Source organism: Hydrogenophaga soli, assembly GCF_054777695.1.
Genome location: NZ_BAAHAK010000005.1, coordinates 199,895 through 226,161 on the forward strand (window position 1 = coordinate 199,895; position 26,267 = coordinate 226,161).

At 66.8% G+C, this 26,267-nt stretch carries 20 protein-coding genes; 9 read left to right on the top strand and 11 right to left on the bottom strand.

Annotated features, from left to right (window positions below; genetic code table 11):
- Nucleotides 1-17: 17 nt before the first annotated feature.
- The gene (locus ACYVB7_RS11105; RefSeq protein ID WP_460507438.1) at nucleotides 18-479 is read right to left on the bottom strand and encodes a DUF1854 domain-containing protein; all 462 of its coding nucleotides are present in this window, start codon (nucleotides 477-479) and stop codon (nucleotides 18-20) included.
- Complete coding sequence (locus ACYVB7_RS11110) at nucleotides 476-2,725, bottom strand: ABC transporter ATP-binding protein (RefSeq protein WP_460507440.1); 2,250 nt, start codon at nucleotides 2,723-2,725, stop codon at nucleotides 476-478. The genes ACYVB7_RS11105 and ACYVB7_RS11110 overlap by 4 nt, the downstream gene beginning before the upstream one ends.
- A gap of 147 nt (nucleotides 2,726-2,872) precedes the next feature.
- Between ACYVB7_RS11110 and ACYVB7_RS11115 the strand changes: the two genes are divergently transcribed.
- The 3 genes from ACYVB7_RS11115 to ACYVB7_RS11125 are packed head-to-tail and all read left to right on the top strand — an operon-like array spanning nucleotide 2,873 to nucleotide 8,080.
- Nucleotides 2,873-5,038 (top strand): cyanophycin synthetase, encoded by a 2,166-nt coding sequence (locus ACYVB7_RS11115; RefSeq protein WP_460507442.1) that lies wholly within the window; start codon nucleotides 2,873-2,875, stop codon nucleotides 5,036-5,038.
- Between the two features lie 58 nt (nucleotides 5,039-5,096).
- Nucleotides 5,097-7,688 (top strand): cyanophycin synthetase, encoded by a 2,592-nt coding sequence (cphA, locus tag ACYVB7_RS11120; protein WP_460507444.1) that lies wholly within the window; start codon nucleotides 5,097-5,099, stop codon nucleotides 7,686-7,688.
- Nucleotides 7,689-7,744: 56 nt separating this feature from the next.
- Nucleotides 7,745-8,080: a DUF167 domain-containing protein gene (locus ACYVB7_RS11125; RefSeq protein WP_460507446.1), complete on the top strand. Its 336-nt coding sequence runs from the start codon at nucleotides 7,745-7,747 to the stop codon at nucleotides 8,078-8,080.
- Here the strand turns inward: ACYVB7_RS11125 and ACYVB7_RS11130 are convergent.
- From ACYVB7_RS11130 to ACYVB7_RS11155, 6 genes are all read right to left on the bottom strand, one after another.
- On the bottom strand, nucleotides 8,059-9,018 hold the full coding sequence (locus tag ACYVB7_RS11130; protein WP_460507449.1) for an NAD(P)H-dependent flavin oxidoreductase: 960 nt from the start codon (nucleotides 9,016-9,018) through the stop codon (nucleotides 8,059-8,061). The two genes, ACYVB7_RS11125 and ACYVB7_RS11130, sit on opposite strands and share 22 nt — an antisense overlap.
- 2 nt (nucleotides 9,019-9,020) lie before the next feature.
- Complete coding sequence (locus tag ACYVB7_RS11135) at nucleotides 9,021-10,823, bottom strand: acyl-CoA dehydrogenase (protein WP_460507451.1); 1,803 nt, start codon at nucleotides 10,821-10,823, stop codon at nucleotides 9,021-9,023.
- A 152-nt stretch (nucleotides 10,824-10,975) separates the two neighbouring features.
- Nucleotides 10,976-11,905: an electron transfer flavoprotein subunit alpha/FixB family protein gene (locus ACYVB7_RS11140; protein WP_460507453.1), complete on the bottom strand. Its 930-nt coding sequence runs from the start codon at nucleotides 11,903-11,905 to the stop codon at nucleotides 10,976-10,978.
- 36 nt (nucleotides 11,906-11,941) lie between these two features.
- Nucleotides 11,942-12,691, bottom strand: coding sequence for an electron transfer flavoprotein subunit beta/FixA family protein (locus tag ACYVB7_RS11145; protein ID WP_460507455.1), 750 nt, complete (start codon nucleotides 12,689-12,691; stop codon nucleotides 11,942-11,944).
- Nucleotides 12,692-12,831: 140 nt separating this feature from the next.
- On the bottom strand, nucleotides 12,832-14,151 hold the full coding sequence (locus ACYVB7_RS11150; protein ID WP_460507457.1) for a mechanosensitive ion channel family protein: 1,320 nt from the start codon (nucleotides 14,149-14,151) through the stop codon (nucleotides 12,832-12,834).
- 25 nt (nucleotides 14,152-14,176) lie between these two features.
- Nucleotides 14,177-14,962 carry an enoyl-CoA hydratase gene (locus ACYVB7_RS11155; protein WP_460507459.1) on the bottom strand — a complete coding sequence of 262 codons (786 nt, stop codon included), beginning with the start codon at nucleotides 14,960-14,962 and terminating at the stop codon, nucleotides 14,177-14,179.
- 32 nt (nucleotides 14,963-14,994) lie between these two features.
- Here ACYVB7_RS11155 and ACYVB7_RS11160 point away from each other — a divergent pair, with 32 nt between their 5' ends.
- The 6 genes from ACYVB7_RS11160 to ACYVB7_RS11185 all read left to right on the top strand — a co-directional run bounded on the left by ACYVB7_RS11160 (nucleotide 14,995) and on the right by ACYVB7_RS11185 (nucleotide 22,929).
- On the top strand, nucleotides 14,995-15,948 hold the full coding sequence (locus tag ACYVB7_RS11160; RefSeq protein WP_460507461.1) for an AAA family ATPase: 954 nt from the start codon (nucleotides 14,995-14,997) through the stop codon (nucleotides 15,946-15,948).
- The gene (locus ACYVB7_RS11165) at nucleotides 15,948-16,928 is read left to right on the top strand and encodes a DUF58 domain-containing protein (protein WP_460507463.1); all 981 of its coding nucleotides are present in this window, start codon (nucleotides 15,948-15,950) and stop codon (nucleotides 16,926-16,928) included. The genes ACYVB7_RS11160 and ACYVB7_RS11165 overlap by 1 nt, the downstream gene beginning before the upstream one ends.
- Nucleotides 16,922-18,991: a transglutaminase TgpA family protein gene (locus ACYVB7_RS11170; protein ID WP_460507465.1), complete on the top strand. Its 2,070-nt coding sequence runs from the start codon at nucleotides 16,922-16,924 to the stop codon at nucleotides 18,989-18,991. The genes ACYVB7_RS11165 and ACYVB7_RS11170 overlap by 7 nt, the downstream gene beginning before the upstream one ends.
- Before the next feature lie 105 nt (nucleotides 18,992-19,096).
- Nucleotides 19,097-20,212 carry a lytic murein transglycosylase gene (mltB, locus tag ACYVB7_RS11175; protein WP_460507781.1) on the top strand — a complete coding sequence of 372 codons (1,116 nt, stop codon included), beginning with the start codon at nucleotides 19,097-19,099 and terminating at the stop codon, nucleotides 20,210-20,212.
- 51 nt (nucleotides 20,213-20,263) lie between these two features.
- Entirely contained in the window at nucleotides 20,264-21,757 is a 1,494-nt protein-coding gene (locus ACYVB7_RS11180; protein WP_460507467.1) for a sensor domain-containing diguanylate cyclase, read from the top strand.
- 35 nt (nucleotides 21,758-21,792) lie between these two features.
- Nucleotides 21,793-22,929, top strand: coding sequence for a GGDEF domain-containing protein (locus tag ACYVB7_RS11185; protein ID WP_460507469.1), 1,137 nt, complete (start codon nucleotides 21,793-21,795; stop codon nucleotides 22,927-22,929).
- Between the two features lie 28 nt (nucleotides 22,930-22,957).
- Here the strand turns inward: ACYVB7_RS11185 and ACYVB7_RS11190 are convergent, their stop codons facing one another.
- Genes ACYVB7_RS11190 through ACYVB7_RS11200 form a run of 3 tightly spaced genes read right to left on the bottom strand, consistent with a single transcriptional unit; the run spans nucleotide 22,958 to nucleotide 26,247 of the window.
- Nucleotides 22,958-23,806 (bottom strand): transglutaminase family protein, encoded by an 849-nt coding sequence (locus ACYVB7_RS11190; RefSeq protein ID WP_460507471.1) that lies wholly within the window; start codon nucleotides 23,804-23,806, stop codon nucleotides 22,958-22,960.
- Nucleotides 23,803-24,762, bottom strand: coding sequence for an alpha-E domain-containing protein (locus tag ACYVB7_RS11195; protein WP_460507473.1), 960 nt, complete (start codon nucleotides 24,760-24,762; stop codon nucleotides 23,803-23,805). The genes ACYVB7_RS11190 and ACYVB7_RS11195 overlap by 4 nt, the downstream gene beginning before the upstream one ends.
- A 45-nt stretch (nucleotides 24,763-24,807) precedes the next feature.
- Nucleotides 24,808-26,247: a circularly permuted type 2 ATP-grasp protein gene (locus ACYVB7_RS11200; RefSeq protein ID WP_460507475.1), complete on the bottom strand. Its 1,440-nt coding sequence runs from the start codon at nucleotides 26,245-26,247 to the stop codon at nucleotides 24,808-24,810.
- Nucleotides 26,248-26,267: the final 20 nt, after the last annotated feature.

Consider the following 26,267-nt stretch of genomic DNA (forward strand, 5'->3'; position numbering starts at 1 on the left):
CTTTTTTTCTTACAAATTCAAAGGAAGCGATCCAGCAGCTTGCGGCTGTGCCGGTCCAGCGCCATCAGGTCGCGGATGAGGTACTGCACGCCGTGGCTGTCCGACACCAGCAGCGTGTTGCCCGTGAGGCGGCGGATGTCTTCTTCGCCCTTGAGCACCAGCTCGAACGGGCCGCGGTCGGTGTCCACCCGCCAGGTGCTGGGGGTGGCGAAACTGGAGACGCCGTGCAGGCGCTGGATTTCCGGCATGAACTCGCGCTCACGCAGGCCACGCTGCACGGCCTCTTGCTGCTCGGTGGGCAGGTCGCTCAAGCGGTCGATCCAGGCCAACTCGTGCCCATCCACATCAACCAGCGACAGCCCCTCTTCGGCGGCAGACACCGGAAAGGCCCGCACCGGGATCACGCCCACATGGTTCACGCCTTGCACGTCGGTCAGCACCAGCCGACCGGCTTCGTTCCAGAACAGTTGGAATGTCATGCGTTGTCCCCCCCCTCGTTCAACACGTCTTGGTCGGCCTTGGCCTGGCGCGCCTGCGCCTCGTACAGGCGGTGGTAGGCCCCACCACGGGCCATCAGGTCGTCGTGGCTGCCCTCCTCCACCATGCGGCCCTTGTCCATCACCACCAGGCGGTTGGCCTTGCGCAGGGTGGACAGGCGGTGCGCCACCGCAAGGGTGGTGCGACCGCGCACCAGGTTGTCCAGGGCTTTCTGGATTTCCTTCTCGGTCTGGGTGTCCACCGACGAGGTGGCTTCGTCCAGAATGAGGATCTTGGGGTCGATCAGCAAGGCCCGCGCAATGGAAATGCGCTGACGCTCGCCGCCCGACAGGCCCTGGCCCCGCTCGCCCACCAGCGAGTCGTAGCCCTGCGGCAGGCGCAGGATGAACTCGTGCGCGTGGGCCGCCCGGGCCGCGGCGACAATTTCGGCCCGCGTGGCGTTCGGCTTGCCGTAGGCGATGTTGTCGGCAATGGTGCCGAAGAACAGGAAGGGTTCCTGCAGCACCAGCCCGATGTGGCGGCGGTAATCGGCCACCTTCACGGCGCGGATGTCGGTGCCGTCGATCTTGATGGCCCCACCACTCAGGTCGTAAAAGCGGCAGATCAGGTTGACCAGCGTGCTCTTGCCCGAACCGCTGTGGCCCACCAGGCCGATGAATTCGCCCGGCTCGATGGTGAGGTTCAGGTCCTTGATGACGGCGCGGTTGCCGTAGCGGAACTGCGCGTTCTCCAGGGTGATGCGCCCGGTGACCTCGGGCATGGGCACGGGGTTGGCGGGCTCGGGCACGCTGGACACATGGTCCAGGATGTCAAAAATCCGCTTGGCCCCAGCCGCGGCTTTCTGCGTCACCGACACGATGCGGCTCATGGAATCCAGCCGGGTGTAAAAGCGCCCGATGTAGGCCAAGAAGGCCGTCAACACACCCACAGTGATGGCGTTTTGCGACACCTGCCAGATGCCAAAGCCCCACACCACCAGCAGACCGATCTCGGTCATGAGGGTGACGGTGGGGGAGAACAGGCTCCAGGTGCGGTTGAGCTTGTCGTTGACCTGCAGGTTGTAGCGGTTGGCGTCCTTGAAACGGTTGGCCTCACGTTCTTCCTGTGCAAACGCCTTGACCACACGGATGCCGGGGATGGTGTCGGCCAGCACGTTGGTCACCTCAGCCCACACGCGGTCGATCTTTTCAAAACCGGTGCGCAAACGGTCACGCACCAGGTGGATCAGCCAGGCAATGAAAGGCAGCGGCACCAGCGTCACCAGAGCCAGCCAGGGGTTGATGGAAAACAGGATGGCCGAGGTCATCACGATCATCAGCACGTCGGTCGCAAAGTCCAGCAGGTGCAGCGACAAGAACACGTTGATGCGGTCGGTTTCGCTGCCGATGCGGGCCATCAGGTCGCCCGTGCGGCGCCCGCCAAAGTACTCCAGCGACAGGCCCAGCAGGTGTTCGTAGGTGGTGGTGCGCAGGTCCTTGCCGATGCGCTCGGACACCAGCGCCAGGATGTAGGTCTTGGCCCACCCCAGGCTCCAGGCCAGCAGCGCCGCCCCCAGCAGCCCGGCCAGGTACAGGGCCACATGCCCCTGGTCGATGGTTTTGCCGTTTTGGAAGGGAATCAACACCTCGTCCATCAGCGGCATGGTCAGGTAAGGCGGCACCAGGGTGGCCGCTGTGGAGGCCAGCATCAACAAAAAGCCCGCCAGCAGCTGCCACTGGTAAGGCCGTGCAAAGCGCCACAGGCGCAACAGCGTCCAGGTGGACGGGGGTTGCTCCACCTCGGCGGCAAAGCTGGGGGTGTCGTCCTCGTCGTCGGCAGGGGCTGCATCGGCATGCTGGGTGTGAAACAGCTTGACCAGCTTCTGTGCCTGCAAGTTGGCCCCCAGCGTGAAACGCCAGACCGCCAACCGGCGCTCGCCCTGGAACAACTCCAGCATGCCCACACCGGCATGGTCGTGCAGCTGCATGGATTGGTCCGAGGCCAGCAAGACCTCGACAGACGACCACCCTTGGGGATGGACCGATGGCGTGGCGGTCACGATGCGGCGGTCGGTCAACAGCACCACCGAGGGGGAGGAACACAGGTCGTGGTCAAGATCGGTGACCAGCACCGCACGAACAAGCTCTTCGGGGGCCAGCAAGGCATGGAGCGGTTGCAGCCAAGTGGGAGACAGTGCCGACGCACCGGGAACCTGGTCGAGCCAGGAAGAGAGAGAACGGGATTGCATGCCCCGGATTGTCCAGGATGGACAAGCCGCATCCCGCCCGCACACCGAGACACATGCAGCGGTTTGTAAAAAAATGTGGTGTTGTCAGGCGGTGGCCGTGTCGGTCATCGCACAATGCAGGTCATTGGCTATCACACCCACGGACGCATGAGTCACAAGGACATTCGCATTCTCGGGATCACCCACCTGCGTGGCCCCAACATCTGGACCTACCGCCCCACCCTGGAAGCGCTGATCGACATCGGCGACCTGGAAGACTGTCCGTCCAACACCCTCCCCGGCTTTTACGAACGGCTGACCGCCTGGCTGCCTTCACTGGAAGAACACCATTGCAGCCCCGGCGTGCGTGGTGGCTTCCTGCAGCGGTTGCGTGAAGGCACCTGGCCCGGCCACATCATGGAACACGTGGCGCTGGAACTGCAAAACCTGGCGGGCATGCAGACGGGCTTTGGCAAGGCCCGCTCCACCAGCCAACGCGGCGTGTACAAGGTGGTGATCCGAACCCGCGAAGAGTCCGTGGGCCGCGCCGCCTTGCAAGCCGCCCGCGACCTGGTGATGGCCGCCATTGACGACACACCGTTCGACGTGCCCGGCACCATCGCCCGCCTGCGCGACATGGTGGACCGCCGATGCCTGGGCCCCAGCACCGCCCACATTGTGGATGCGGCCACCGCCCGGGGCATCCCCCACATCCGCCTGAACGACGGCAACCTGGTTCAACTGGGCTACGGCAAGGAACAGCGCCGCATCTGGACGGCGGAAACCGACCGCACCGGCGCCATTGCCGAGAGCATTTGCAGCGACAAGGACCTGACCAAAACCCTGCTGTCCACCTGCGGCATCCCCGTGCCGGAAGGCCAGGCTGTGGAGAGTGCCGACGAAGCCTGGGAAGCCGCGCAAGACATCGGCCTGCCCGTGGCCGTCAAACCCGTGGACGGCAACCATGGCCGCGGCGTCACCCTCGACCTGATGACCGAAGCCGACGTCAAGGCCGCCTATGTGGCCGCCGAACGCGAAGGCAGCGGTGTCATCGTTGAACGCTGCGTACCCGGTGACGAACACCGCCTGCTGGTGGTGGGCGGTCGCATGGTGGCCGCCATTCGCGGCCAGACCACCGAAGTGGTGGGCGACGGCGTGCACAACATGCAGCAGCTGGTGGACCAGCAGCTCAACACCGACCCCCGCCGGGGCGAAGAAGAGGAATTTCCGCTGGAGCTCATCGTGCTGTCCAAAGAGCAGCACATGCTGGTGGAACTGCAACGCCAGGGCCTCACGCCCGACAGCGTGCCCGCCAACGGTCAGCGCGTGCGCATCCAGCGCCACGGCAACCTCACGGACGACGTGACCGATCTGGTGCACCCTGACATCGCCGACATTGCCGCCACCGCCGCCCGCGTGGTGGGGCTGGACATTGCCGGGGTGGACCTGGTGGTGACCGACATCGGCAAGCCCCTGGCCCCGCAGCGCGGCGCCATTGTCGAGGTCAACGCTGGCCCGGGTCTGCTGATGCACATCAAGCCCGAAACCGGCACGCCACGCCCCGTTGGCAAAGCCATTGTGGACAACCTGTTTGGACCCGAAGGCGAAGGCCGCATCCCCGTGGTGGGTGTGTGTGGTGACGCCGCCGCCGTTGCCCCCGTGGCCAAACTGGTGGCCGAGCTGTTGAGCCTGCACGGCCTGCACACCGGTCTGGCCAGCGCCCAGGGCCTGTTCATGGACCGACGCCAGGTGCAGAGCATGGGTTCTGACACCTGGGCACAGCAGCAGCGGCTGCTGATCAACCGCCAGATTCAGGCCGCCGTGTTTGAAAACACCCCCCGTGACATCCTGGCCACCGGCCTGGTCTATGACCGCTGCCAGGTGGGTGTGGTGACCGGCGTGCCCAAGGCCCAGGGTCTGGAAGCGTTTTACGTGAACGATGACGAACAGATGTTCAGCATCGTTCGCACCCAGGTGGATGTGGTGCTGTCTCAGGGCGTGGCCGTCATCAACGCACACGACCCCGCTGCCGCCGAACTGGCCGACCTGTGCGACGGCGAAGTGATTTTTTACGCCGCCGATGCCGACCTGCCCGTCATTGCCGACCACCGCGCCGAAGGCGGCCGTGCGGTGTTGTGCCTGGACGGCCAGCTGCAACTGGTGACAGGTTCCCAGGCCAAACCGTTGTTCGAGCAACGCCAACCCGCGTGCCAACCTGCGGATGAACGCACCCATGTGCTGCTTGCCACAGTGGCCGCCGCCTGGGCGCTGGACGTCCCGGTCACGGTCATCCGCGCCGGCATCGAAGCCAACCAGGCGCTGGCCGCAGCCTGAGCCCCCGCGGCCCACTGCTTTTCACCCACGTTTTCAGCCTCAGGTACACCTGTTCGACATGAAAGTCACCCGCATCCGGGCCCTGCGCGGGCCCAACCTCTGGAGCCGCACCACCTGCGTCGAAACCGTCGTGCACTGCACGCCAGAGGAAAGCAACCTCAACGTCCGCCCCGAGATCGAGGCACGTGTGCGTGAGCTGTTCCCCGCCGTAGGGGCCTTTCGGCCCTACCCGCTGAACAAGCCCATGTCGCTGGCGCATGTGTTGTCGCAGACCACGCTGTCGCTCCAAATCCAGGCCGGTTGCCCAGTGTCGTTCTGCCGCACCACCCCCACCACCGAAGAGGGTGTGTACCAGGTGGTGGTGCAGTACAGCGAAGAAGCCGTGGGCAAGAAAGCGCTGGAAATCGGCCAGCAACTGGTGGAAGCCGCGTGGAACGGCACGCCGTTTGATGTGGCCCCGCACATTGCCGAACTGGCCGAACTGGACGAGGACATTCGCCTGGGCCCGTCCACAGGGTGCATTGTCGAAGCTGCCAAGAACCGCGGCATCCCCTTCCGCCGCCTGACCGAAGGCAGCCTGGTCCAATTTGGCTGGGGGGCCAAGCAACGCCGCATCCAGGCCGCCGAAATGGACACCACCGGGGCCATTGCCGAGAGCATTGCCCAGGACAAGGAACTGACCAAGGCCATGCTGCTCGCCGCAGGCGTGCCCGTGCCCGAAGGCCGCCCCGTGACCAGCGCCGAAGATGCCTGGGCCGCCGCCCAGGAAATCGGTGCCCCCAACGTGGCCGTGGTGGTCAAGCCCCAGGACGGCAACCAGGGCAAGGGTGTGACCGTCAACGTCAGCACCCGGGAAGCGGTGATGGCGGGTTTTGACAATGCCCGTAAGTTCCGTGACGACGTGCTGGTGGAACGCTACCTGGTGGGCAGCGACTACCGCATCCTGATCGTGGGCGACAAACTGGTGGCCGCCGCCCGCCGTGAACCCCCGCTGGTGGTGGGTGATGGCACCCGCACCGTCACCCAGCTGGTGGCCCAGGTCAACCTGGACCCCCGCCGTGGCACCGGCCACGCCACGCCGTTGACCCGCATCCGCCTGGACGACATTGCCAAGGCCCGCCTGGCCGAGCAGAACCTCACGATCGACTCGGTGCCCGAGCGGGGCCGCCGCGTCATCCTGCGCAACAACGCCAACCTGTCCACCGGCGGCAGCGCCACCGACGTGACCGACGACGTGCATCCCGCCGTGGCCGCCCGCTGCATTGCGGCGGCCCAAATGATCGGCCTGGACATCTGCGGCGTGGACGTGGTGTGTGAAACCGTCATGCGCCCGCTGGAAGAGCAGCGCGGCGGCATCGTTGAAGTGAACGCCGCCCCGGGTTTGCGCATGCACACCAACCCCTCGTTCGGCAAAGGCCGACAGGTGGGAGAAGCCGTCATCGAGCAGATGTTCCCCTCGGGCCAGACCCCGGCCAACGATGGGCGCATTCCCGTGGTGGCCGTCACCGGCACCAACGGCAAGACCACCACCGTGCGCCTGACGGCCCACATCCTGAAAACCGCAGGGCAGCGGGTCGGCTTCACCGACACCAATGGCGTGCACATCAATGGCCGCCAGATCGACAGCGGTGATTGCAGCGGCCCCCGCAGCGCCCGCAGCGTGCTGATGCACCCGGACGTGGATGCCGCCGTGCTGGAAACCGCCCGGGGCGGCATGCTGCGCGAAGGCCTGGCGTTTGACCGCTGCCAGGTGGCCGTGGTGACCAACATCGGTGAAGGCGACCACCTGGGCCTGAACTACATCACCACGGTGGAAGACCTGACGGTGCTCAAGCGCGTCATCGTCCTCAACGTGGCCGAAACCGGCACCGCCGTGCTCAACGCCGCCGACGCGGCCGTGGTGCGCATGGCCGACATGTGCCCCGGCTCGGTGCTGTACTTCGCCCGGGACCGCCACCTGCCGGTGATGGCCACCCACATTGCCCACGGCAAGCGGGCGGTGTACGAGGAAGACGGGCACATCGTGGCGCAGGAAGGCAACTTCAAGGTGCGCCTGCCGCTGAAAGACGTGCCGCTCACCGCCGCAGGCTCCATCGGTTTCCAGGTGGAAAACGTGCTCGCCTGCGTGGGCGCCGCTTGGGCCCTGGGCACGCCGTGGGAAGCCATTGCCAAGGCCCTGGGCAGTTTTGTCAGCGACGCCAGCAGTGCGCCCGGCCGCTTCAACCTGTTCGACTACAAAGGCGCCACCGTCATCGCCGACTACGGCCACAACCCCGACGCCATTGCCGCACTGTCTGCCGCGGTGGAAGGCATGACGGCCCAGCGCCGCAGCGTGGTCATCAGTGGTGCCGGTGACCGGCGTGACGAAGACATCACCCAGCAAACCATCATCCTGGGCCGGGTGTTCGACGACGTGATCCTGTACGAAGACGCCTGCCAGCGTGGCCGCGCCGACGGCGAGGTGCTGGCCCTGTTGCGCAAGGGACTGGAAGGCGCCAGCCGCACCCGGCATGTGCAGGAAATCCAGGGTGAGTTTGTGGCCATCGACACCGCCCTGGCCCGCCTGCAGCCCGGTGACCTGTGCCTGATCCTCATCGACCAGGTGGAAGAAGCGCTGGCCCACATTGCGCAGCGCTGCGCTCAAGGCTGATGGCACGCCCCAAACTCGGCGGTCGGCCCTCCAGAGGGGACAAACCGGGTTGGGACATGCCCAACTTCTGTGGCTGGGACGGTGATGTGCTGGTGCTCAACGTGCTGGGCCAACCCAGCGCGGGGGCCGATGTCATCGGCCAACCCAAAGGGCGCCAGCTCCACATCAGCGTGACCCCGGCCCCGGTGGCGGGCCGGGCCACCGACCACATGGTCCGCTTTCTGGCGGACGCGTTCGACGTGGCCGTGGGCGACATCGAGGTGGTGTTTGGCCGCTACCACGTGAACAAGCAACTGCGCATCCGTGCGCCCCGCCGCCTGCCGCCGGTCATCGCCCAACACCTGGCCGAATTCGCTTCGGCCAGCCCACCTCAAGCCAGCGCCAACCGCTGACGAGCCTCGGCGTATTCGCGCTTGAGCTGGGCGATGAACTCGCCCGCCGGTTGCACCTTGCTGACCGGGCCAATGCCTTGACCGCAGCCCCAGATGTCCTTCCAGGCCTTGGTGGAGCCACTGCCAAAGTTCATGGCGCTGGGGTCGCTCTCGGGCAGGTTCTCGGGGTCCAGGCCCGCCGCGCGGATGCTGGGGGCCAGGTAGTTGCCATGCACCCCGGTGAACAGGTTGCTGTAGACGATGTCGTCGGAGTTGGACTCCACCACCGCCTGCTTGTAGGCATCAGCGGCACGGGCCTCCTCGGTGGCGATGAAGGCCGAGCCCATGTAGGCAAAGTCCGCGCCCATGGCTTGTGCCGCCAGCACCGCCCCGCCGGTGGCCATGGAGCCGCTGAGGGCCAGCGGACCGTCGAACCATTGGCGGATTTCCTGGATGAGGGCAAACGGGCTCTTCACCCCCGCATGGCCCCCCGCACCCGCGGCCACGGCGATGAGGCCATCGGCCCCTTTCTCGATGGCCTTGTGGGCGAACTTGTTGTTGATGATGTCGTGCATCACCACCCCACCCCAGGCGTGCACGGCCTGGTTGACGTCTTCACGCGCGCCCAGCGACGTGATGACGATGGGCACTTTGTACTTGGCGCACACCTGCAGGTCATGCTCCAGGCGGTCGTTGCTCTTGTGCACGATCTGGTTGATGGCAAAAGGCGCAGCCGGGCTGTCGGGGTGGGCCTGGTTGTGGGCGGCAAGTGCCTCGGTGATTTCAGCCAGCCATTCGTCCAACTGCTCGGCCGGGCGGGCGTTGAGCGCGGGCATGGAGCCCACCACACCGGCCTTGCACTGGGCAATGACGAGTTTGGGGTTGCTGATGATGAACAGCGGCGAGCCGATCACCGGGAAGGGAACGTGCGCCAGAGCGCCGGGCAAGGTGCGGGCCATGGTCAGAACGCCTCCAAAGCCAGCCCGGTGACGCTGTCAGCGCCTTCCACGATGGCGTCGCGCACGCCGGGCGCACGCGCCAGGATGTGGTCGGCATAAAAGCGGGCGGTGGTGACCTTGGCTTGCATGAAGGCGGGGCCGAAGTCGCCGCAATCGCCGCTGGCCAGCGCCTTCTCGGCCACCAGCAGGGCACGCGCCAGTTGCCAACCGGCCATGAGGTTGCCCGCCAGCATCAGGTAGGGCACGCTGCCCGCAAACGCGGCGTTGGGGTTGGCACGGGTGTTGGCGGCAATGAACTTGACCACGTCTTCGTAAGCCTGCCGTGCCGCAGCCAGGCGCTTGGCCACGGCCAATGCCGCAGCGCCGCCTTGGGCAACCAGCTCAGCCTCGGTGGCAGCCACCTGAACGGCCAGGGCCAGGGCCGTCTGGCCGCCGTCACGGGCCGTCTTGCGGCCCACCAGGTCGTTGGCCTGGATGGCGGTGGTGCCTTCGTAGATGGTCAGGATCTTGGCGTCGCGGTAGTACTGGGCGGCACCGGTTTCCTCGATGAAGCCCATGCCCCCGTGCACCTGCACGCCCAGCGACGTGACTTCCAGGCTTTGCTCGGTGCTGTAGCCCTTGACCAGCGGCACCATGAATTCGTAGAAGGTGGCGTTTTGCTTGCGCACCTCGGCGTCGGGGTGGTGGTGGGCCGCGTCGTAGGCCGCGGCCGCGGTCAGCGCCAGGGCGCGGCAACCTTCGGTGCTGGCACGCATGGTCATGAGCATGCGGCGCACATCGGGGTGGTGGATGATGGGAGCGCTGCCGGCCACGCTGCCGTCCACCGGGCGGCTTTGCACGCGGTCACGGGCGTAGGCCACGGCCTTCTGGTAGGCGCGCTCGGCCACGGCAATGCCCTGCACGCCCACGGCGTAGCGGGCGGCGTTCATCATGATGAACATGTACTCCAGGCCGCGGTTTTCCTCACCCACCAGGTAACCCACGGCACCGCCGTTGTCACCGAACTGCAGCACCGCGGTGGGGCTGGCCTTGATGCCCATCTTGTGCTCGATGCTCACGCACCAGGCGTCGTTGCGCTCGCCCAGGGAGCCGTCGGCCTTGACCATGAACTTGGGCACCACGAACAGGCTGATGCCCTTGACGCCTTCGGGCGCACCCTGCACGCGGGCCAGCACCAGGTGCACGATGTTTTCGGCCATGTCGTGCTCACCGTAGGTGATGAAGATCTTGGTGCCGAAAATCTTGTAGCTGCCGTCGGGCTGGGGTTCGGCGCGGGTGCGCACCAGCGCCAGGTCAGAGCCGGCCTGGGGCTCGGTCAGGTTCATGGTGCCGGTCCACTGGCCGCTGACCAGCTTTTCGAGGTAGATGGCCTTGAGTTCGTCGCTGCCTGCGGTCAGCAGGGCTTCGATGGCACCGTCGGTCAGCAGTGGGCACAGCGCAAAGCTCATGTTGGCGCTGTTGAGCATTTCGCCGCACGCGGCACCAATGGTCTTGGGCAGGCCCTGGCCGCCAAAGTCCACGGGGTGTTGCAGGCCTTGCCAGCCGCCTTCGGCGTACTGCTTGAACGCTTCCTTGAAGCCGGGCGTGGTGGTCACGGCCTTGTCTTTCCAGAAGCTGGGGTTCTTGTCACCCTCGAAGTTGAGCGGAGCCAGCACGTCCTGGTTGAACTTGGCGCACTCTTCCAGCACGGCTGCGGCGGTGTCGTAGCCCGCGTCTTCAAAGCCCGGGATCTGTGCCACTTGGTCGATGTTGGCCAGGTGCTTGATGCCGAACAGCATGTCTTTGAGGGGAGCGGTGTAACCCATGACAATTCTCCTGAATTGATAGCTACCAGCGCTTTTACATAAAGCGCTAGAGCACAAAAAAGCATTGAATCCATCCGACCCAGAGGCCCCACGCCAGCCCGAGCCAGGCCCAAAAAAAGGGCGTCATCGCTGACGCCCTGCGATCGCCCTGGTCAGAGGGCCTTGACGAGTTCGGGCACGGCGACAAACAAGTCCGCCTCCAGCCCGTAGTCGGCCACGCTGAAGATGGGCGCTTCGGGGTCCTTGTTGATGGCCACGATCACCTTGCTGTCCTTCATGCCCGCCAAATGCTGGATGGCTCCGCTGATGCCGCAGGCCACGTACAGTTCGGGCGCCACGATCTTGCCGGTCTGACCCACTTGCAGGTCGTTGGGGGCGTAACCCGCATCCACCGCCGCACGGCTGGCACCGATGGCGGCACCGAGTTTGTCGGCCAGCGGGGTGATGACTTCGTTGAACTTTTCGCTGCTGCCCAGGGCACGGCCACCGGAGACGATGATCTTGGCAGCCGTCAGTTCGGGGCGGTCGTTCTTGGCGATTTCGCTGCCCACATAGGCGCTCTTGCCGCTGTCGCCCACGGCGGCGATGCTGTCCACGGCGGCGCTGCCGCCTTGGCCTGCGGCGTCAAAGCCGGTGGTGCGCACGGTGATGACTTTGGTGGCGTCGCTGCTTTGCACGGTGGCGATGGCGTTGCCGGCGTAGATGGGACGCTCGAAGGTGTCGGCGCTGACCACTTTGCTGATTTCGCTGATCTGGGCGACGTCGAGTTTGGCGGCCACGCGGGGGGCGGCGTTTTTGCCGATGGCGGTGGCGGCAAACAGGATGTGGCTGTAGTTGCCTGCGACGGCCAGGACTTGGGCGGCGAGGTTTTCAGCCAGCGCATGGGCCAGCGCGGGGCCGTCGGCGTGCAGGACTTTGCTCACGCCTGCAATCTGGGCAGCAGCCTGCGCAGCGGCGGCGGCGTTGTGGCCGGCCACCAGCACATGCACGTCGCCCCCGCACTGAGCGGCAGCGGTGACGGTGTTGAGCGTGGCGCCTTTGAGGCTGGCGTTGTCGTGTTCGGCGATGACGAGGACGGTCATGGTGTGTGTTCCTTTACTTCTTTTGGTTGTTCAGGTTCAGATGACCTTGGCTTCGTTCTTGAGTTTGTCGACCAGGGCGGCCACATCGGCCACCTTGATGCCGGCCTTGCGGCCTGCGGGTTCGCTGACCTTGACGGTCTTCAGGCGCGGGGTGACGTCCACACCCAGGTCGGCGGGTTTGACGGTGTCCAGCGGCTTTTTCTTGGCCTTCATGATGTTGGGCAACGTCACGTAGCGCGGCTCGTTCAGGCGCAGGTCGGTGGTGACGATGGCGGGCAGGCTCAAGGACAGGGTTTCCAGGCCACCGTCCACCTCGCGGGTGACCTGAGCCTTGCCGTCGGCCACATCCACCTTGCTGGCGAAGGTGGCCTGGGGCAGGTCGGCCAGCGCGGCCAGCATCTGGCCGGTCTGGTTGGCGTCGTCGTCAATGGCCTGTTTGCCCAGGATGACGAGGCCAGGTTGTTCTTTGTCCACCAGGGCCTTGAGCAGTTTGGCCACGGCCAGCGGTTGCAATTCGGCATCGGTCTCGACCAGGATGGCGCGGTCGGCTCCGATGGCCATGGCGGTGCGCAGGGTTTCCTGGCATTGGGCCACGCCGCAGCTGACGGCGATGACTTCCGTGGCCACGCCCTTTTCCTTCAGACGCACGGCCTCTTCCACCGCAATCTCGTCGAACGGGTTCATGCTCATCTTCACGTTGGCGATGTCCACACCCGTGTTGTCCGACTTGACCCGGACTTTCACGTTGTAGTCCACCACTCGTTTCACCGCGACCAGTACTTTCATGCTCTTTGGCTCCTGATTTGATTGTGGAGGGTTGGCTTTACGTTGACGTAAACGTCAATTCTATGAACTCACCCCCAGGGCGGCAAGCCACAAAATCGAACGGTCGTGCTTTTTTGCAAATTATAACGACAAGGACCGATTCATGTGTCAACACCCGCCACCGCTTTGGCGGACGCGGGCACGACCGGGGCCACAGGCCCCGTTTCGGCAGGCGGCACATGGCGCACCACCCGCTGCGGGAACGGGATTTCAATGCCATGGCTGCGCAGCGCCGCCAAAATGGCCATGTTGACATCGGACTTGACGCCCAACTGACCGTTCTCCGGGTCACCGATCCAGTACCCCACGGTGAACTCCAGCCCATCGGCGCCGAAGGCCGACAAGGCCACCGACGGCGCGGGCTCCACCAACACCCGCTTTTGGGCCTGCGTGGCCACCAGCAGCAGCTGGCGCACCTGTTCCACATCGCTGTCGTACCCCACCGACACCACCGTGGACTGCCAGACCTTGGGGTCGGCCAGCGACAGGTTCTCCACCCGGGTGGTGATGAGCGTTTCGTTGGGCACGATGGATTCGCGCCCGGTGAGCGAGCGGATGACGGTGTAACGCGCGGTGATGTCGCTCACCCGCCCTTCGAAGTTGTCCACCCGCACCATGTCGCCAATGCGCACGCTGCGTTCGGCCAGGATGACAAAGCCGCTGACGTAGTTGGCCGCCAGCTTCTGCAGGCCCAGGCCAATGCCCACGCCAATCGCCCCGCCCAGCACCGACAGCGCGGTGAGGTCGATGCCCACCGCCGACAAGGCCATCATCACCCCCACGGTCATCAGCAAGGTGCGGGTGGCGTTGGACACCGCCTTGCGCAGCGACAACTCGCCGCCAGAGGCCGAACGCAGCAGCCGCGACTCGATGGCCGCCGAAATCCACAGCGTGACGATGAGCACCGCCCCCGCAGTCAGCGCCCCTTCCACCACGTTGCGCAAGGTGAGGCGACTGGCCCCCAGCTTCCAGCTGACCTGGTCCATCTCCTCCAACAGCACCGGCAGCAGGCCGCTGACCCACAAGACCGTGGCCCCCCAGGCCAGCCAGGAAATGGTGCGCTCCAGGGGGCGCACCCAGCGCGCCTCGGAAAACGCCAGGTGCAACACCTTCACCCCCACACGAATGACCACCAGCGACAAGGCCGCTGGAATGGCGATCTTGAAGATGGCCAGTGGCACCGCCTTGGCCAGCAATGCCCGTGCCACATGGGCCAGCACCAGCAGCAGCAAAGGGAACAGCACCCCGTCCACCACCTTGCGGCCAAACCACACCGAGTTCTGCTGGGGTGGTGCGGCCAGGGTGCTGCGCAAGCCTACCACCACCAACCAGGCCAATCCCACACACGCGGCCAGTGCCGCCAATTCCCACCACGCACCCTTTTGGGTGAACGTCTCAATCCAGCTCGTCCAATCGTTCATCGTTGCCTGTCAAACATCCAATCGGTCAGTGAGGGGCCCACGCGGGTGGGCGCTTTTCGGTGAAGGCTTTCACGCCTTCCTGGGTGCAGGGCAGCATCATGTTGCACGCCATGGTCTGCCCGGCCAGCTGGTAGGCGGCGGCCAGCCCGGTTTCGCGCTGTTGGTAGAACAACTGCTTGCCCATGGCCAGGGCCTCGGCGGGCTTGGACAGGATGGCCCGCACCAAGTTCTCCACCTCGTCGTCCAGGCGCTCGGCGGGCACCACGCGGTTCACCAACCCGTGGGCCAGCGCCTGCTGGGCGGTGATGAACTCGCCCGTCAGCAGCATTTCCATGGCCACCTTCTGCGGCACGTTGCGCGACAGCGGCACGCTGGGCGTGGAACAGAACAGCCCCACGCTGATGCCATTGACCCCGAACTTGGCCGTGTCCACCGCCACCGCCAAGTCGCACTGGGCCACCAGCTGGCAACCCGCGGCGGTGGCCAGCCCCTGCACCCGCGCCACCACCGGCACGCCCAGGTTCTGGATGGCCAGCATCACCTTGGTGCATTGTGCAAACAGGGCGCGGTGCGCCGCTTCGTCGGGGTAGGCCGACATTTCCTTGAGGTTGTGCCCGGCGCAAAACGCCTTGCCCTGCGCCGCCAGCACCACCACCCGCGCCCGCGGGTCCGCCGCCACGGCCCCCAGTGCCGTTTGCAAGGCGGCCAGCATGGCCTCGCTCAGCACATTGAACGCGCCGGGCCGGTTGAGGGTGAGCACATGCACACCCCGATCGTCACGGGTGTGCAGCAATTCGGTGTCGGTGGTCATGGGGAAAGGTCTTTTGGGTTAAGGTTCCGGGCATGACTGCCCGACCCGCCACCGCCAACACCCAAGACCCCTACCGGCCCGCTGTCCAGCGGCTGCTGAACCAGCTTAACACGGTGATCGTGGGCAAGTCGCGCCAGGTTCATGACGCCGTGGCCTGCCTGCTGGCCGGGGGCCACCTGCTGCTGGAAGACGTGCCGGGCGTGGGCAAGACCACGCTGGCGCACGCGCTGGCCAAGTCGTTCGGGCTGGCGTTTTCGCGGGTGCAGTTCACCTCGGACCTCATGCCGTCCGACCTGATCGGCGTGTCGGTGTACGAGCGTACTTCTGAACGTTTTGTGTTCCACCCCGGCCCGGTGTTTGCCCAGGTGCTGCTGGCCGACGAAATCAACCGCGCCAGCCCGCGCACCCAAAGCGCCCTGCTGGAGGCCATGGAAGAACGCCAGGTGTCGGCCGAAGGAGAAACCCGCCCCCTGCCCGACCCGTTTTTTGTGATCGCCACCCAGAACCCGCAAGACCAGCTGGGCACCTATGCGCTGCCCGAGTCGCAGCTGGACCGCTTCCACATGCGGCTGTCGCTGGGCTACCCCGACCGCGCCGCCGAACGCAGCCTGATGGTGGGTGAAGACCGCCGCCAACTGCTGGCCCAGCTCCCCGCCGTCATCGGCCCCACCGAGCTGGCCGGTCTGCAACGCGAGGTGCTGAAGTTGCACCTGGCCGACCCGGTGATCGACTACATCCAGGACCTGGTGGCCGCCACCCGCAGTGGCCGCTGGTTTGAACAGGGCCTGAGCCCCCGTGCCGCCTTGGCCGTGGTGCGGGCCGCCCAGGCCGAGGCCTACCTGAACGGGCGCGACTACGTGGCCCCGGACGACGTGGCCGCCGTGCTGCCCCAGACCGTGGCCCACCGCATGGTGCCCCTGGGCAGCGCCGGGCGTGGCGCGCGTGAACAGGTGCAGGCGCTGGTGGCCGCCACCCCCCTGCCCTGATGACCTGCAGGCACACCGGCATGCGCTGGCGGCAACGCTTTGACCACTGGCTGGCCGAGCGACGGCCCCGCACCGACCAGCTCACCCTGACCCAACGCAACGTCTACATCCTGCCCACCCGCGCCGGTTGGATGACCGGCATCACCCTGCTGGCCATGCTGGTGGGCAGCATCAACTACCAGCTCAACCTGGGCTACCTGCTCACCTTCCTGCTGGCCGGGGCCGCCGCGGTGGGCCTGCACGTGTGCCACGCCAACCTGCGCGGCCTGCAGTTGCGCATGGCCACCCCACCCGCCTGTTTCCTGGGCCACCCGGTGCGCATGGACGTGAGCCTGCAACACACCAGCCCACGAGACCGCCCCGGCATTGCCCTGCGCGTGGTGGACCACACCGAAGACGCCTGGGTGGACGTGCCCGCCCAAGGCAGCACCACCGCGCAGCTGAGCTGGATGCCACCGCGCCGGGGCCGCTTGCCCTTGCCCACGGTGCATGCCGAAACCCGCTTCCCCCTGGGCATGTTCCGCGCCTGGACCGTCTGGCGCCCCGCGGCCCTGGCCTGGGTGTACCCCCAACCCGAAGCCAACCCGCCTGCCCTGCCCCCCGGCCAACCCCATGCGGGTTCACACGACTTGGCCCACAGCGCCCCCAGCGGCGAACACGACGGCGTGCGCGCCTACCGCCGCGGCGACCCGCTCAAAACCATCGTGTGGAAACGCGTGGCCCAGGCCATGGCCCGCGGGTCTGCCGACCTGGTCAGCCGCGAACAGGTGCAAGCCCCCCAGCAAAGTGACCTGTGGCTGGACTGGCAACACACCGGCCTGACCCAGCCCGAAGCCCGGCTGTCCCGACTCACCGCCTGGGTGCTGATGGCCGACCGCCTGGGCCTGATTTACGGCCTGCGCCTGCCCGGCACCGAACGCCAACCCGACTGGGGCCCCACCCATCGGCAAGCCTGCCTGGAGGCCCTGGCCCTGTGCTGACCGCCCGACCCACCCCCTTGTGGCGCAACGCCTGGGCCGACCGCTCCCTGCCCCGCGACGCCCGCGACACCCTGTTCCTGCTGGCCAACATCGCCGGGGTGGTGGCCTTGCTCTCGCCCCATTTGCCCTGGTGGTGCTCGCTCATGACCCTGGGCGTGCTGCTCTGGCGTGGCCTGCGGGCCTGGCGCGGCCAGCCGCTGCCGGGCCAATGGTGGCGGCTGGGCCTGCTGGGGGTGGCCACCGCCGCCACCCTGGCCACCCACCGAACCCTGCTGGGGCAGGAGGCCGGAGTCACCCTGATCGTGGTGCTGCTGGCCCTCAAGACCCTGGAGCTGCGCGCCCGCCGCGACGCCTTTGTGGTGTTCTTCCTGGGTCTGTTCACGCTGCTCACACACTTCTTCTATTCGCAAAGCCTGCTCACCGCCCTGGGCGTGCTGCTGGCCACCTGGGGGCTGCTGACCAGCGTGGTGCTGGCTCACATGCCCAGCGGCCACCCGCCCCTGTGGAACGCCGCCCGCACCGCAGGCCGCATGGCCGTGCTGGGCGCGCCCATCATGGCGGCGCTGTTTGTGCTGTTCCCACGGCTGTCGCCGCTGTGGGGCGTGCCCGGCGACGGCAAGACCGGGCGCACCGGCCTGTCCAGCAGCATGCAGGTGGGCCACATGGCCGACCTGGCACAAGACACCTCGGTGGCCCTGCGCGTGCGCTTTGAGTCCACCCCCCCCCCCAGCTACCTGCTGTATTTCCGCGGACCGGTGCTGAGCCATTTCGACGGACGCGAATGGCAGGTCAACACCAGCCGCTCGGTGCAAAGCGGGCGCTCCAGCAGTGCGCCGGAGCCGCAGAGCGAGCCCCTGCGCTACGAGGTGACCCTGGAGCCCAACAAACTGCCCTGGGTGCTGGTGCTGGAAGCCACCCCCACCGCCCCCGAGCTGCCCGGTTACACCCTGGTGCGCACCCGCGACCTCCAATGGCTGGCCGACCGCCCCCTGACCGACCTGGTGCGCTACCGCGCCACCAGCCACCTGGACTACCGCCTGGAGCCCCAAGCCCAACCCAACGCCCTGCAACCCTTTGAGGACCTGCCCCCGGGCTACAACCCCCGCACCCTGGCCCTGGCGCAGCAATGGCGGCAGGCACAACCCCAGGCCAGCGCCGAGCAACGGGTGCAACAGGCGCTGACCCTGCTGCGCACCGGCGGCTACACCTACACCCTCGCCCCTGGGGAATACGGCCAACACACGGCAGACGAATTCTGGTTCGACCGCAAAGAAGGCTTTTGCGAACACATTGCCTCGTCCTTCGTCATCCTGATGCGGGCGCTGGACATCCCCGCCCGCGTGGTGACCGGTTACCAGGGCGGCGACATCAACCCCGTGGATGGCTACCTGAACGTGCGCCAGAGCGACGCCCACGCCTGGGCCGAAGTCTGGCTGGCCGGGAAAGGCTGGGTGCGGGTGGACCCCACCGGGGCGGTATCGCCCTCGCGCATCCAGGGCCCGGGTCGGCTCACCGCCCCCCAGGGGGCGCTGGCCGGGGCGCTGACCCAACTCAGCCCCACGCTCATCGAACACCTGCGCAACACCTGGGAAGCCGTCAACAACGGCTGGAACCAGTGGGTGCTGAACTACAGCAAAGGCCGCCAGATGGACCTGCTGAAGCAACTGGGCTTTGAAGCCCCCACCTGGCGCGAGCTGGGCTACGTGCTGGCCGGTGTGGTCACCCTGGTGTCGGCCATCGGCCTGGCCTGGGCGGCGTGGGAGCGGGTGCAGCACGACCCCTGGCTGCGCCTGCTGGACCAGGTGCGCCGCGCCGCCGAACGCCAGGGCGCCACCGTGCCCCCCCAGGCCACCCCCCGCCAACTGGCGGCCCTGCTGCAACGGCGGCCCCGCCCGGTGGCCGACCCCAGCGCCAGCGACCCGCAGGCCCTGATCGACTGGCTGCTGGCCCTCGAAGCCGTGCGCTACGCCCCCCCGCCACGCCAAACGCGCACACTCGCCCAACTGCGCGGCGACTGGCGTCGAGAATCTCGCCGCCGCCTGCGCTGGCCCGACCTGACCTGACCCGACCGATTGCTCCCCCCACCCATGCCCGTGTTTTCCACCGCAAGCCACGTGCGCCGGCACCCCACGCCCGCACCACGCCCCCAATCCCCCGCCCGACCCTGGATGGGTTGGCTGCTGATTGCTTCCTTTTTCATAGCTGCTCCCGCTTATTCTGAAAGCGCTAACAAGCAAAAAAGCTCAAAACAACAACCCGTGGGCACCGCCTATGCGGACGACGCCCGGGTGGCCGCCTTTGCCGCCGACGTGGCCCAGCGCCGCAACCTCGACCCCGACCAGGTGACCACCTGGCTGGCCCAGGCCCGGCAACTGCCCGTGGTGCAAAAACTCATGCTGCCGCCCCCCAAGGCCGAGGCCAAGAACTGGGCCGCCTACCGGGCCCGCTTCATCGAGCCCGTGCGCCTGAAGGCCGGGGCCGCCTTCTGGCAGCAAAACCAGGCCTGGCTGGCCAAGGCCGAGGCCGACACCGGCGTGCCCGCCAGCCTCATCGTGGGCGTGCTGGGCGTGGAAACCCTGTACGGCCAGCACATGGGCAACTTCCGCACGCTGGATGCGCTGGCCACGCTGGCCTTCGACTTTCCCGCCGCCCACCCCCGCGCCGCCGCGCGGCAAGCCTTTTTCCGCGACGAGCTGGAGCAGTTCCTCAGCCTGTGCCAACGCCAGGGCCTGGACCCGCTGAGCCTGCGCAGCAGCTACGCCGGGGCCATGGGGCTGCCGCAGTTCATGCCCAGCAGCTGGGCGCGCCACGCGGTGGACTTTGATGGCGATGGCCGCATCGACCTGTTCGGCCAGTCGGGCAGTGCCGCCGACGCCATCGGCTCGGTGGCGCAGTACTTCAAGGCCTATGGGTGGAAGCCGGGCCTGCCCACCCACGTGGCCGCCACCGTGCGCAGCACGCCCGAACAGCTCGACACCCTGCTGGCCGCCGACATCCTGCCCAGCTTCAGCCTGGAGCGCCTGCGGGCGCTGGGCGTGGAGCCCGCCACCCCTGAAGGTGCGCCCGCCAGCCCCTGGGCCCTCATCGAGCTGTTCAACGGCGACCCGGCCCAGGGCGGCCAGCCCCCCAGCTACGTGGTGGGCAGCGACAATTTCTACACCGTGACCCGCTACAACTGGAGCAGCTACTACGCCATGGCGGTCATCGAGCTGGGCCAGGCCATTGCGCAGCAGCGCCGCGGCGAAGCCGTGGCCCCCACGCTGGCCCGCCCTGCACTGCACTGAGGTTTTGAGGCACACTGACCCAAGGTATCAAAGTTGCTTTCACCGTTCGCCATGCCCCAAGCCCCGCAGACGCCCCCCGCCACGACGCCACACACGTCCGATTTCGAGCAGATGTTTGAACTGGCCCCGGTGTCGCTGTGGCTGGAGGATTTCAGCGGGCTCAAGCAGTTGTTTGACCGCTGGCGGGCCGAGGGCGTGACCGACCTCGACGCCTTCCTGGCCCAGGACCCGGCCCGCGTGGCCCAGTGCACCCACCAGTTCAAGGTGCTGCGCGTCAACCAGCACACGCTGGACCTGTTCCAGGCCAGCAGCCTGCACGAGCTGCAATCGCGCATGGGCGAGGTGTTCCGCGACGACATGCATGCCCACACCGTACGGCAGTTGGTGCAGCTGTGGCAAGGCCACCTCACCTTCAGCAACCAGACCTACAACCACACCCTGGGCGGGCAGCGGCTGGAGGTGCGGCTGCGCGCCCGCATCCTGCAAGGCCACGAGGACACCTGGGACCGGGTGCTGCTGTCGCTGCAGGACGTGACCCGCGAACAGCAGGCCCACCAGCAACTGATGCAGCGCGAAGCCTATGCCCGCAACCTGTTCGAGCTGTCGCCGGTGTCGCTGTGGGTGGAGGACTTCAGCGCCATCCGCCAACTGCTGGACGACCTGCGCCAGCGCGGCATCGACGACTTTGCCACCTTTGTGCAGGTGCACCCCGAGTTCATCAACCGCTGCATGGCCGAAATCCGCGTGCTCGACGTCAACCAGCACACCCTGCAGCTGTTCGGGGCCGACTCCAAGGACCACCTGCTGAGCCAGACCAGCCGCATCTTCCGCGGCGACATGGAGGACTCGTTCCGCGAGCAGCTCCTCGACCTGTGGCATGGCAAGACCTTCCAGCAGCGGGAGGTGGTGAACCACTCCCTCAACGGCGACAAAATGCACATCCACATGCAGTTTGCCGTGATGCCTGGCCACGAGGCCCGGTGGGACATGGTGCTGGTGTCGCTGGTGGACATTTCGGCCCGCAAGAAGGCCGAGGCCTACCTGGAGTACCTGGGCAAGCACGACGTGCTCACCCAGCTGCGCAACCGCTCGTTTTTTGCCGAGGAACTCAACCGCCTCTCGCGCAAGGGGCCGTGGCCGGTGAGTGTGCTGGCCATCGACCTCAATGGCCTCAAACGCATCAACGACGAACAGGGCCACGCCGCGGGCGATGCCCTGCTGCGCCGTGCGGGCGAGGTGCTGGCCAAGGCCACCGACCTGCCCGCCTGCGCCGCCCGCATCGGGGGGGATGAATTCGCCGTGCTGCTGCCCGCCACCGACGAGCGCGGGGCCGCGGCGGTGCAACAGCGCATCCAGTCGGTGCTGGAGCTGAACAACCAGTTCTACCCCGGCAACGAACTCAGCCTGTCCATCGGACAGGCCACCTGCACCGCCGGAGCGTCGCTGGACGCTGCCGTGCAGGCCGCCGACCAGGCCATGTACAAGGCCAAAGCCGAGTACTACCAGGCCACGCAGATCGAGCGCCGCCGCACCTCCGACGCCTGACCTGCTGCTGCCTCCGCTGCCTCTTCCACCAGCCCATGCTCGCCCCCCGCCCCCGGCCCCACACCCCCCGCCAAGCCCCGTCGGTGATCGACCGACTGGTGGACTTTGCATCGCTGGACGGCACGGGCTACCGCTACATGCAGTACCTGGCGGTGGTGGCCATCCTGGCGGTGTGGCTGCTGGACTCCACCACCGGCGTCATCGCCTCGTGGGACCGGGTGGCCTACCCGCTGCTGACCCTCGTGCTGGGCGTGGGGGCGTGGGTGGCCACGGCCCATCCGCAACACATCCCCTGGGTCCGGCTGTCGACGGTGGTCGCCGTCAACGCGCTCATGGTGTTCGAGGTGCACATGATCCTGTGGTACTTGTCGCCGCTGGACATGTACCAACTCAACACCATCCTCCAGTGGTACCCACTGGCCTACGGGCTGTCCTACCTGTTCCTCAACAACCGTGCCGCGGTCATCCTGACCGGGCTGGTGGTGGGTTACGAGCTGGTGAGCTTTTCATTGCGCACGGTGTGGTTTGCCGACACCCTGCAAGCCCCCAGCTACCTGGTGCCGCTGCTGTGGAACACCCTGATCTCGCAGGTGATGTATGCCGCCCTGCTGATTGCCATCATCCACATCAAGCACCAGATGCGCACCATGCAGGCACAGGCGCGGGCCTTGACACGCGAAGCCCAGTGCGACGCGCTCACCGGCGTGCTGAACCGCCGCGGTCTGGACGAACTGCTGGCCCAGCCGGGCGCCGAAGCGGGCCGGGGGCTGGCCACCTCGGTCTTCATGATGGACGTGGACCATTTCAAGACCATCAACGACTGCCACGGCCACCGCGTGGGTGACGCGGTGCTGGTGGAAATGGCCCGGCTCATGGCCACCCAGATCCGCGAGGCGGACACCCTGGGCCGCTGGGGGGGCGAAGAATTCCTGCTGGTGGCGCCCGGCATTGCCGGCTCCCGGGCCACCGAGCTGGGCGAACGCATTCGCCAAGCGGTGGAACAGCACCCCTTTGCCCATGTGGGCCGACTGACCCTGAGCGTGGGCGTGGCCACCTGGCAACCCCAAGGCCCCCACGGCGGGGGAATCGACCATGCCATTGAGCGGGCCGACCAGGCCCTCTACACCGCCAAGAACCTCGGGCGCAACCGCGTGGTGACCGCGCCCGATTGAGCGCAGCAACACGCCAGCTCACCCCGCCTCAGGGCTCGGCGCTGATGCGCACTTCCACCGCCATGGTTTCGTGCCCCCCGCCTTGGCGCAGGCCGCGCACCGGGGCACAGGTGCTGTAGTCGGTGCCCACGGCCAGGCGCACATGGCGTGGGTCGGTGGGGCAGGCGTGGGTCACGTCCAGGCTGAGCCAGGCGCGGGTGTCGGGGTTGACGCACACGTCCACCCAAGCGTGGCTGGCCAGATCGGGCTCGTCGGCGGCGTGGAAGTAGCCGCTGACGTACCGGGCCGGCCAGCCCAGGCTGCGGCACACCGCCACCATCACATGGGCCTGGTCCTGGCACACGCCCAGCTCCCAGTCAAAGGCTTCCAAGGCCGAGGTTTCCACGTCGGTGCGCCCCGGTCGGTAGGCCACCTTGCGGCCCACGGCCTCGGCCAGCGCCAAGGCCAGCGCGGGGGTGGGCTGCGGGGCTGTCGCAGCGGCGTCCATGCCCAGCGCCTCCAGCGCCCAGCGGGCCATGCGGGCATGCGGTTCGGCCACGGGGGTGGAGCGCAGGAACACCGCCGGGTGCGGGCCGCTGGGTTCGGTCCACACGGCGGCGTCCAGCGTGGGGGCGGCTGCGTGGGTTTGCACCGTGCCCGAGGCCACCACCGTCACCTCGCGCACCGGCGGCTGGCGGGGGGACGGGGTGAGGCTGCCGTGGTGCACGCGGTTGCCCAGCGCATCGGTGCGGGCGTGCAGCGCGGCGGGGGAACGCAGGGACCAGGAACGCACCGTCTGGTGCGGGCCGGACACAGGCCACAGGTGCAAGGATTGCACCGCGTGGCGCAGCGGCTCGGTGTAGGTGTAGCGCGTGGTGTGTTGGATGTGCAGGTTCACTGCACCGAAGGTACCAAAAAGTCCTGGCTGATCCGCCAACCCAGGTTGTTGACGCGGTCCAGGAACTGCGTGAGGAAGGCGTGCAGCCCCGTGGCCAGGATTTCGTCGATGCGGCCAAACTGCAAATCGGCCCGCAGCTTGCCCGCCAGGCGCTCGGTTTCCGCCGAATGGTCGTTGGCCACCACGGCCAGGTTGTTGACCAGCTCGTTCATGCTGGCGTGCAGGCTGCGGGGCATGTCGGAGCGAAGGATCAGCAACTCGGCCACCTGTTCGGGCTTGATCACGTCGCGGTACACCTTGCGGTAGATCTCGAACGCGCTCACGCTGCGCAGAATGGCGCTCCAGTGGTAGAAGTCGTACTCCTGGTCGATTTCGCTGGCCGCGCCGTAGAAGTCGCTCTCCACGGCGTGGAACTTCACGTCCAGCAGGCGGGCTGTGTTGTCGGCCCGCTCCAGGAAGGTGCCCATGCGGTAGAAGTGAAACGCCTCGTCCACCAACATGGTGCCAATGGCCACGCCCCGCGACAGGTGCGAGCGGTGTTTGACCCACTCGAAAAACGTGCCCGGGTCGGGCTCGTAATCGCGCGACTTGAGGTGGCTGGCCAGCTTGAGCCAGGTGGCGTTCTGGGTTTCCCACATCTCGGTGGTGAGGGTGCCGCGCACCGCCCGGGCGTTTTCGCGGGCGGCGTACAGGCAGCTCACGATGCTGGAGGGGTTGGTTTCGTCACGCACCATGAATTCCATCACGTTGCGTGGCGTCACCTCGTCGTACTTGGCCTTGTAGGCAGGCATCAGCTCGCTGATGGACAGCAAGCCTTCCCAACCCGCCTGGGCCACCGCGGCGGACTGCGGCAGCAGGCTGGTCTGGTAGTTGACGTCCAGCATGCGGGCGGTGTTTTCGGCCCGTTCGGTGTAACGGGACATCCAGAAAAGGTGGTCTGCGGTTCTGGAGAGCATCTTGCGCTTTCTGTATCTGTATTTGTTGCTATAAATAACGAAGCATCAGGCTTCCAGGATCCAGGTGTCTTTGGTGCCGCCCCCCTGCGACGAGTTGACCACCAGCGAGCCCTCCTTCAGCGCCACACGGGTCAGGCCGCCGGGCACCATCTGCACCGTCTTGCCGCTGAGCACAAAGGGGCGCAGGTCGATGTGGCGCGGCGCAATGCCCTTTTCCACATACGTGGGGCAGGTGGACAGGCTGAGCGTGGGCTGGGCAATGTAGCCGCTGGGGTTGGCCAGCACGGCCTGGCGGAAGTCTTCGATTTCCGCTTGGGTGGACGCAGGCCCCACCAGCATGCCGTAGCCGCCCGCGCCGTGCACCTCCTTCACCACCAGGTCTTTCAGGTTGGCGAGGATGTACTTCAGCTCGTCGGGGTTGCGGCCCATGTAGGTGGGCACGTTGTTCAGGATGGGCTTTTCGCCCAGGTAGAACTCGATCATCTTGGGCACGTAGGGGTAGATGGACTTGTCGTCCGCCACCCCGGTGCCAATGGCGTTGCACAGCGTGACGTTGCCGCTGCGGTACACGTCCAGCAAGCCCGCGCAGCCCAGCGTGGAGGTGGGGCGGAAAGCCAGCGGGTCCAAAAAGTCGTCGTCCACCCGGCGGTAGATCACGTCCACGCGCTTGGGGCCATGGGTGGTGCGCATGTAGACGAAGTTGTCCTTCACGAAGAGGTCTTGCCCTTCCACCAGCTCCACGCCCATTTGCTGCGCCAAAAAGGCGTGTTCGAAGTAGGCGCTGTTGTACATGCCCGGCGTCAGCACCACCACGGTGGGCTGGTTGGCGTGGGCGGGGCTGACGGCGCGCAGGGTTTCCAGCAGCAGGTCGGGGTAATGGGCCACCGGGGCCACGCGGTTCTGCGCGAACAGGTCGGGGAAGAGCCGCATCATCATCTTGCGGTCTTCCAGCATGTAGCTCACGCCGCTGGGCACACGCAGGTTGTCTTCCAGCACGTAGTACTCGCCGTTGCCCTGGGCATCGGGGGCCCGCACGATGTCGATGCCGCTGATGATGCTGTACACCCCACCGGGCACGTCCACGCCCATCATCTCGGGGCGGAACTGGGCGTTCTGGAAGATCTGGTCCGCCGGAACGATGCCGGCCTTGATGATTTCCTGCCCGTGGTACACGTCGTGGATGAAGCGGTTGAGCGCCGTCACGCGCTGCACCAGACCGGCCTCCATGCTTTTCCACTCGTGGGCGGGGATGATGCGGGGGATCAGGTCGAAGGGAATGAGCCGCTCGGTGCCTGCACCGTCTTCGTCCTTGGCCCCGTACACGGCAAACGTGATGCCCACGCGGCGGAAGATCATCTCCGCCTCTTCGCGGCGGGCCCGCATCACATCATCGGGTTGCTCGGCCAGCCAACGCGCGTATTGGGTGTAGTGCGCCCGCACCTGCTCGGGCGAGGCGTGCATTTCGTCAAACTGTTGCAAACGCATGAATCAGCACCTTCGTTGAG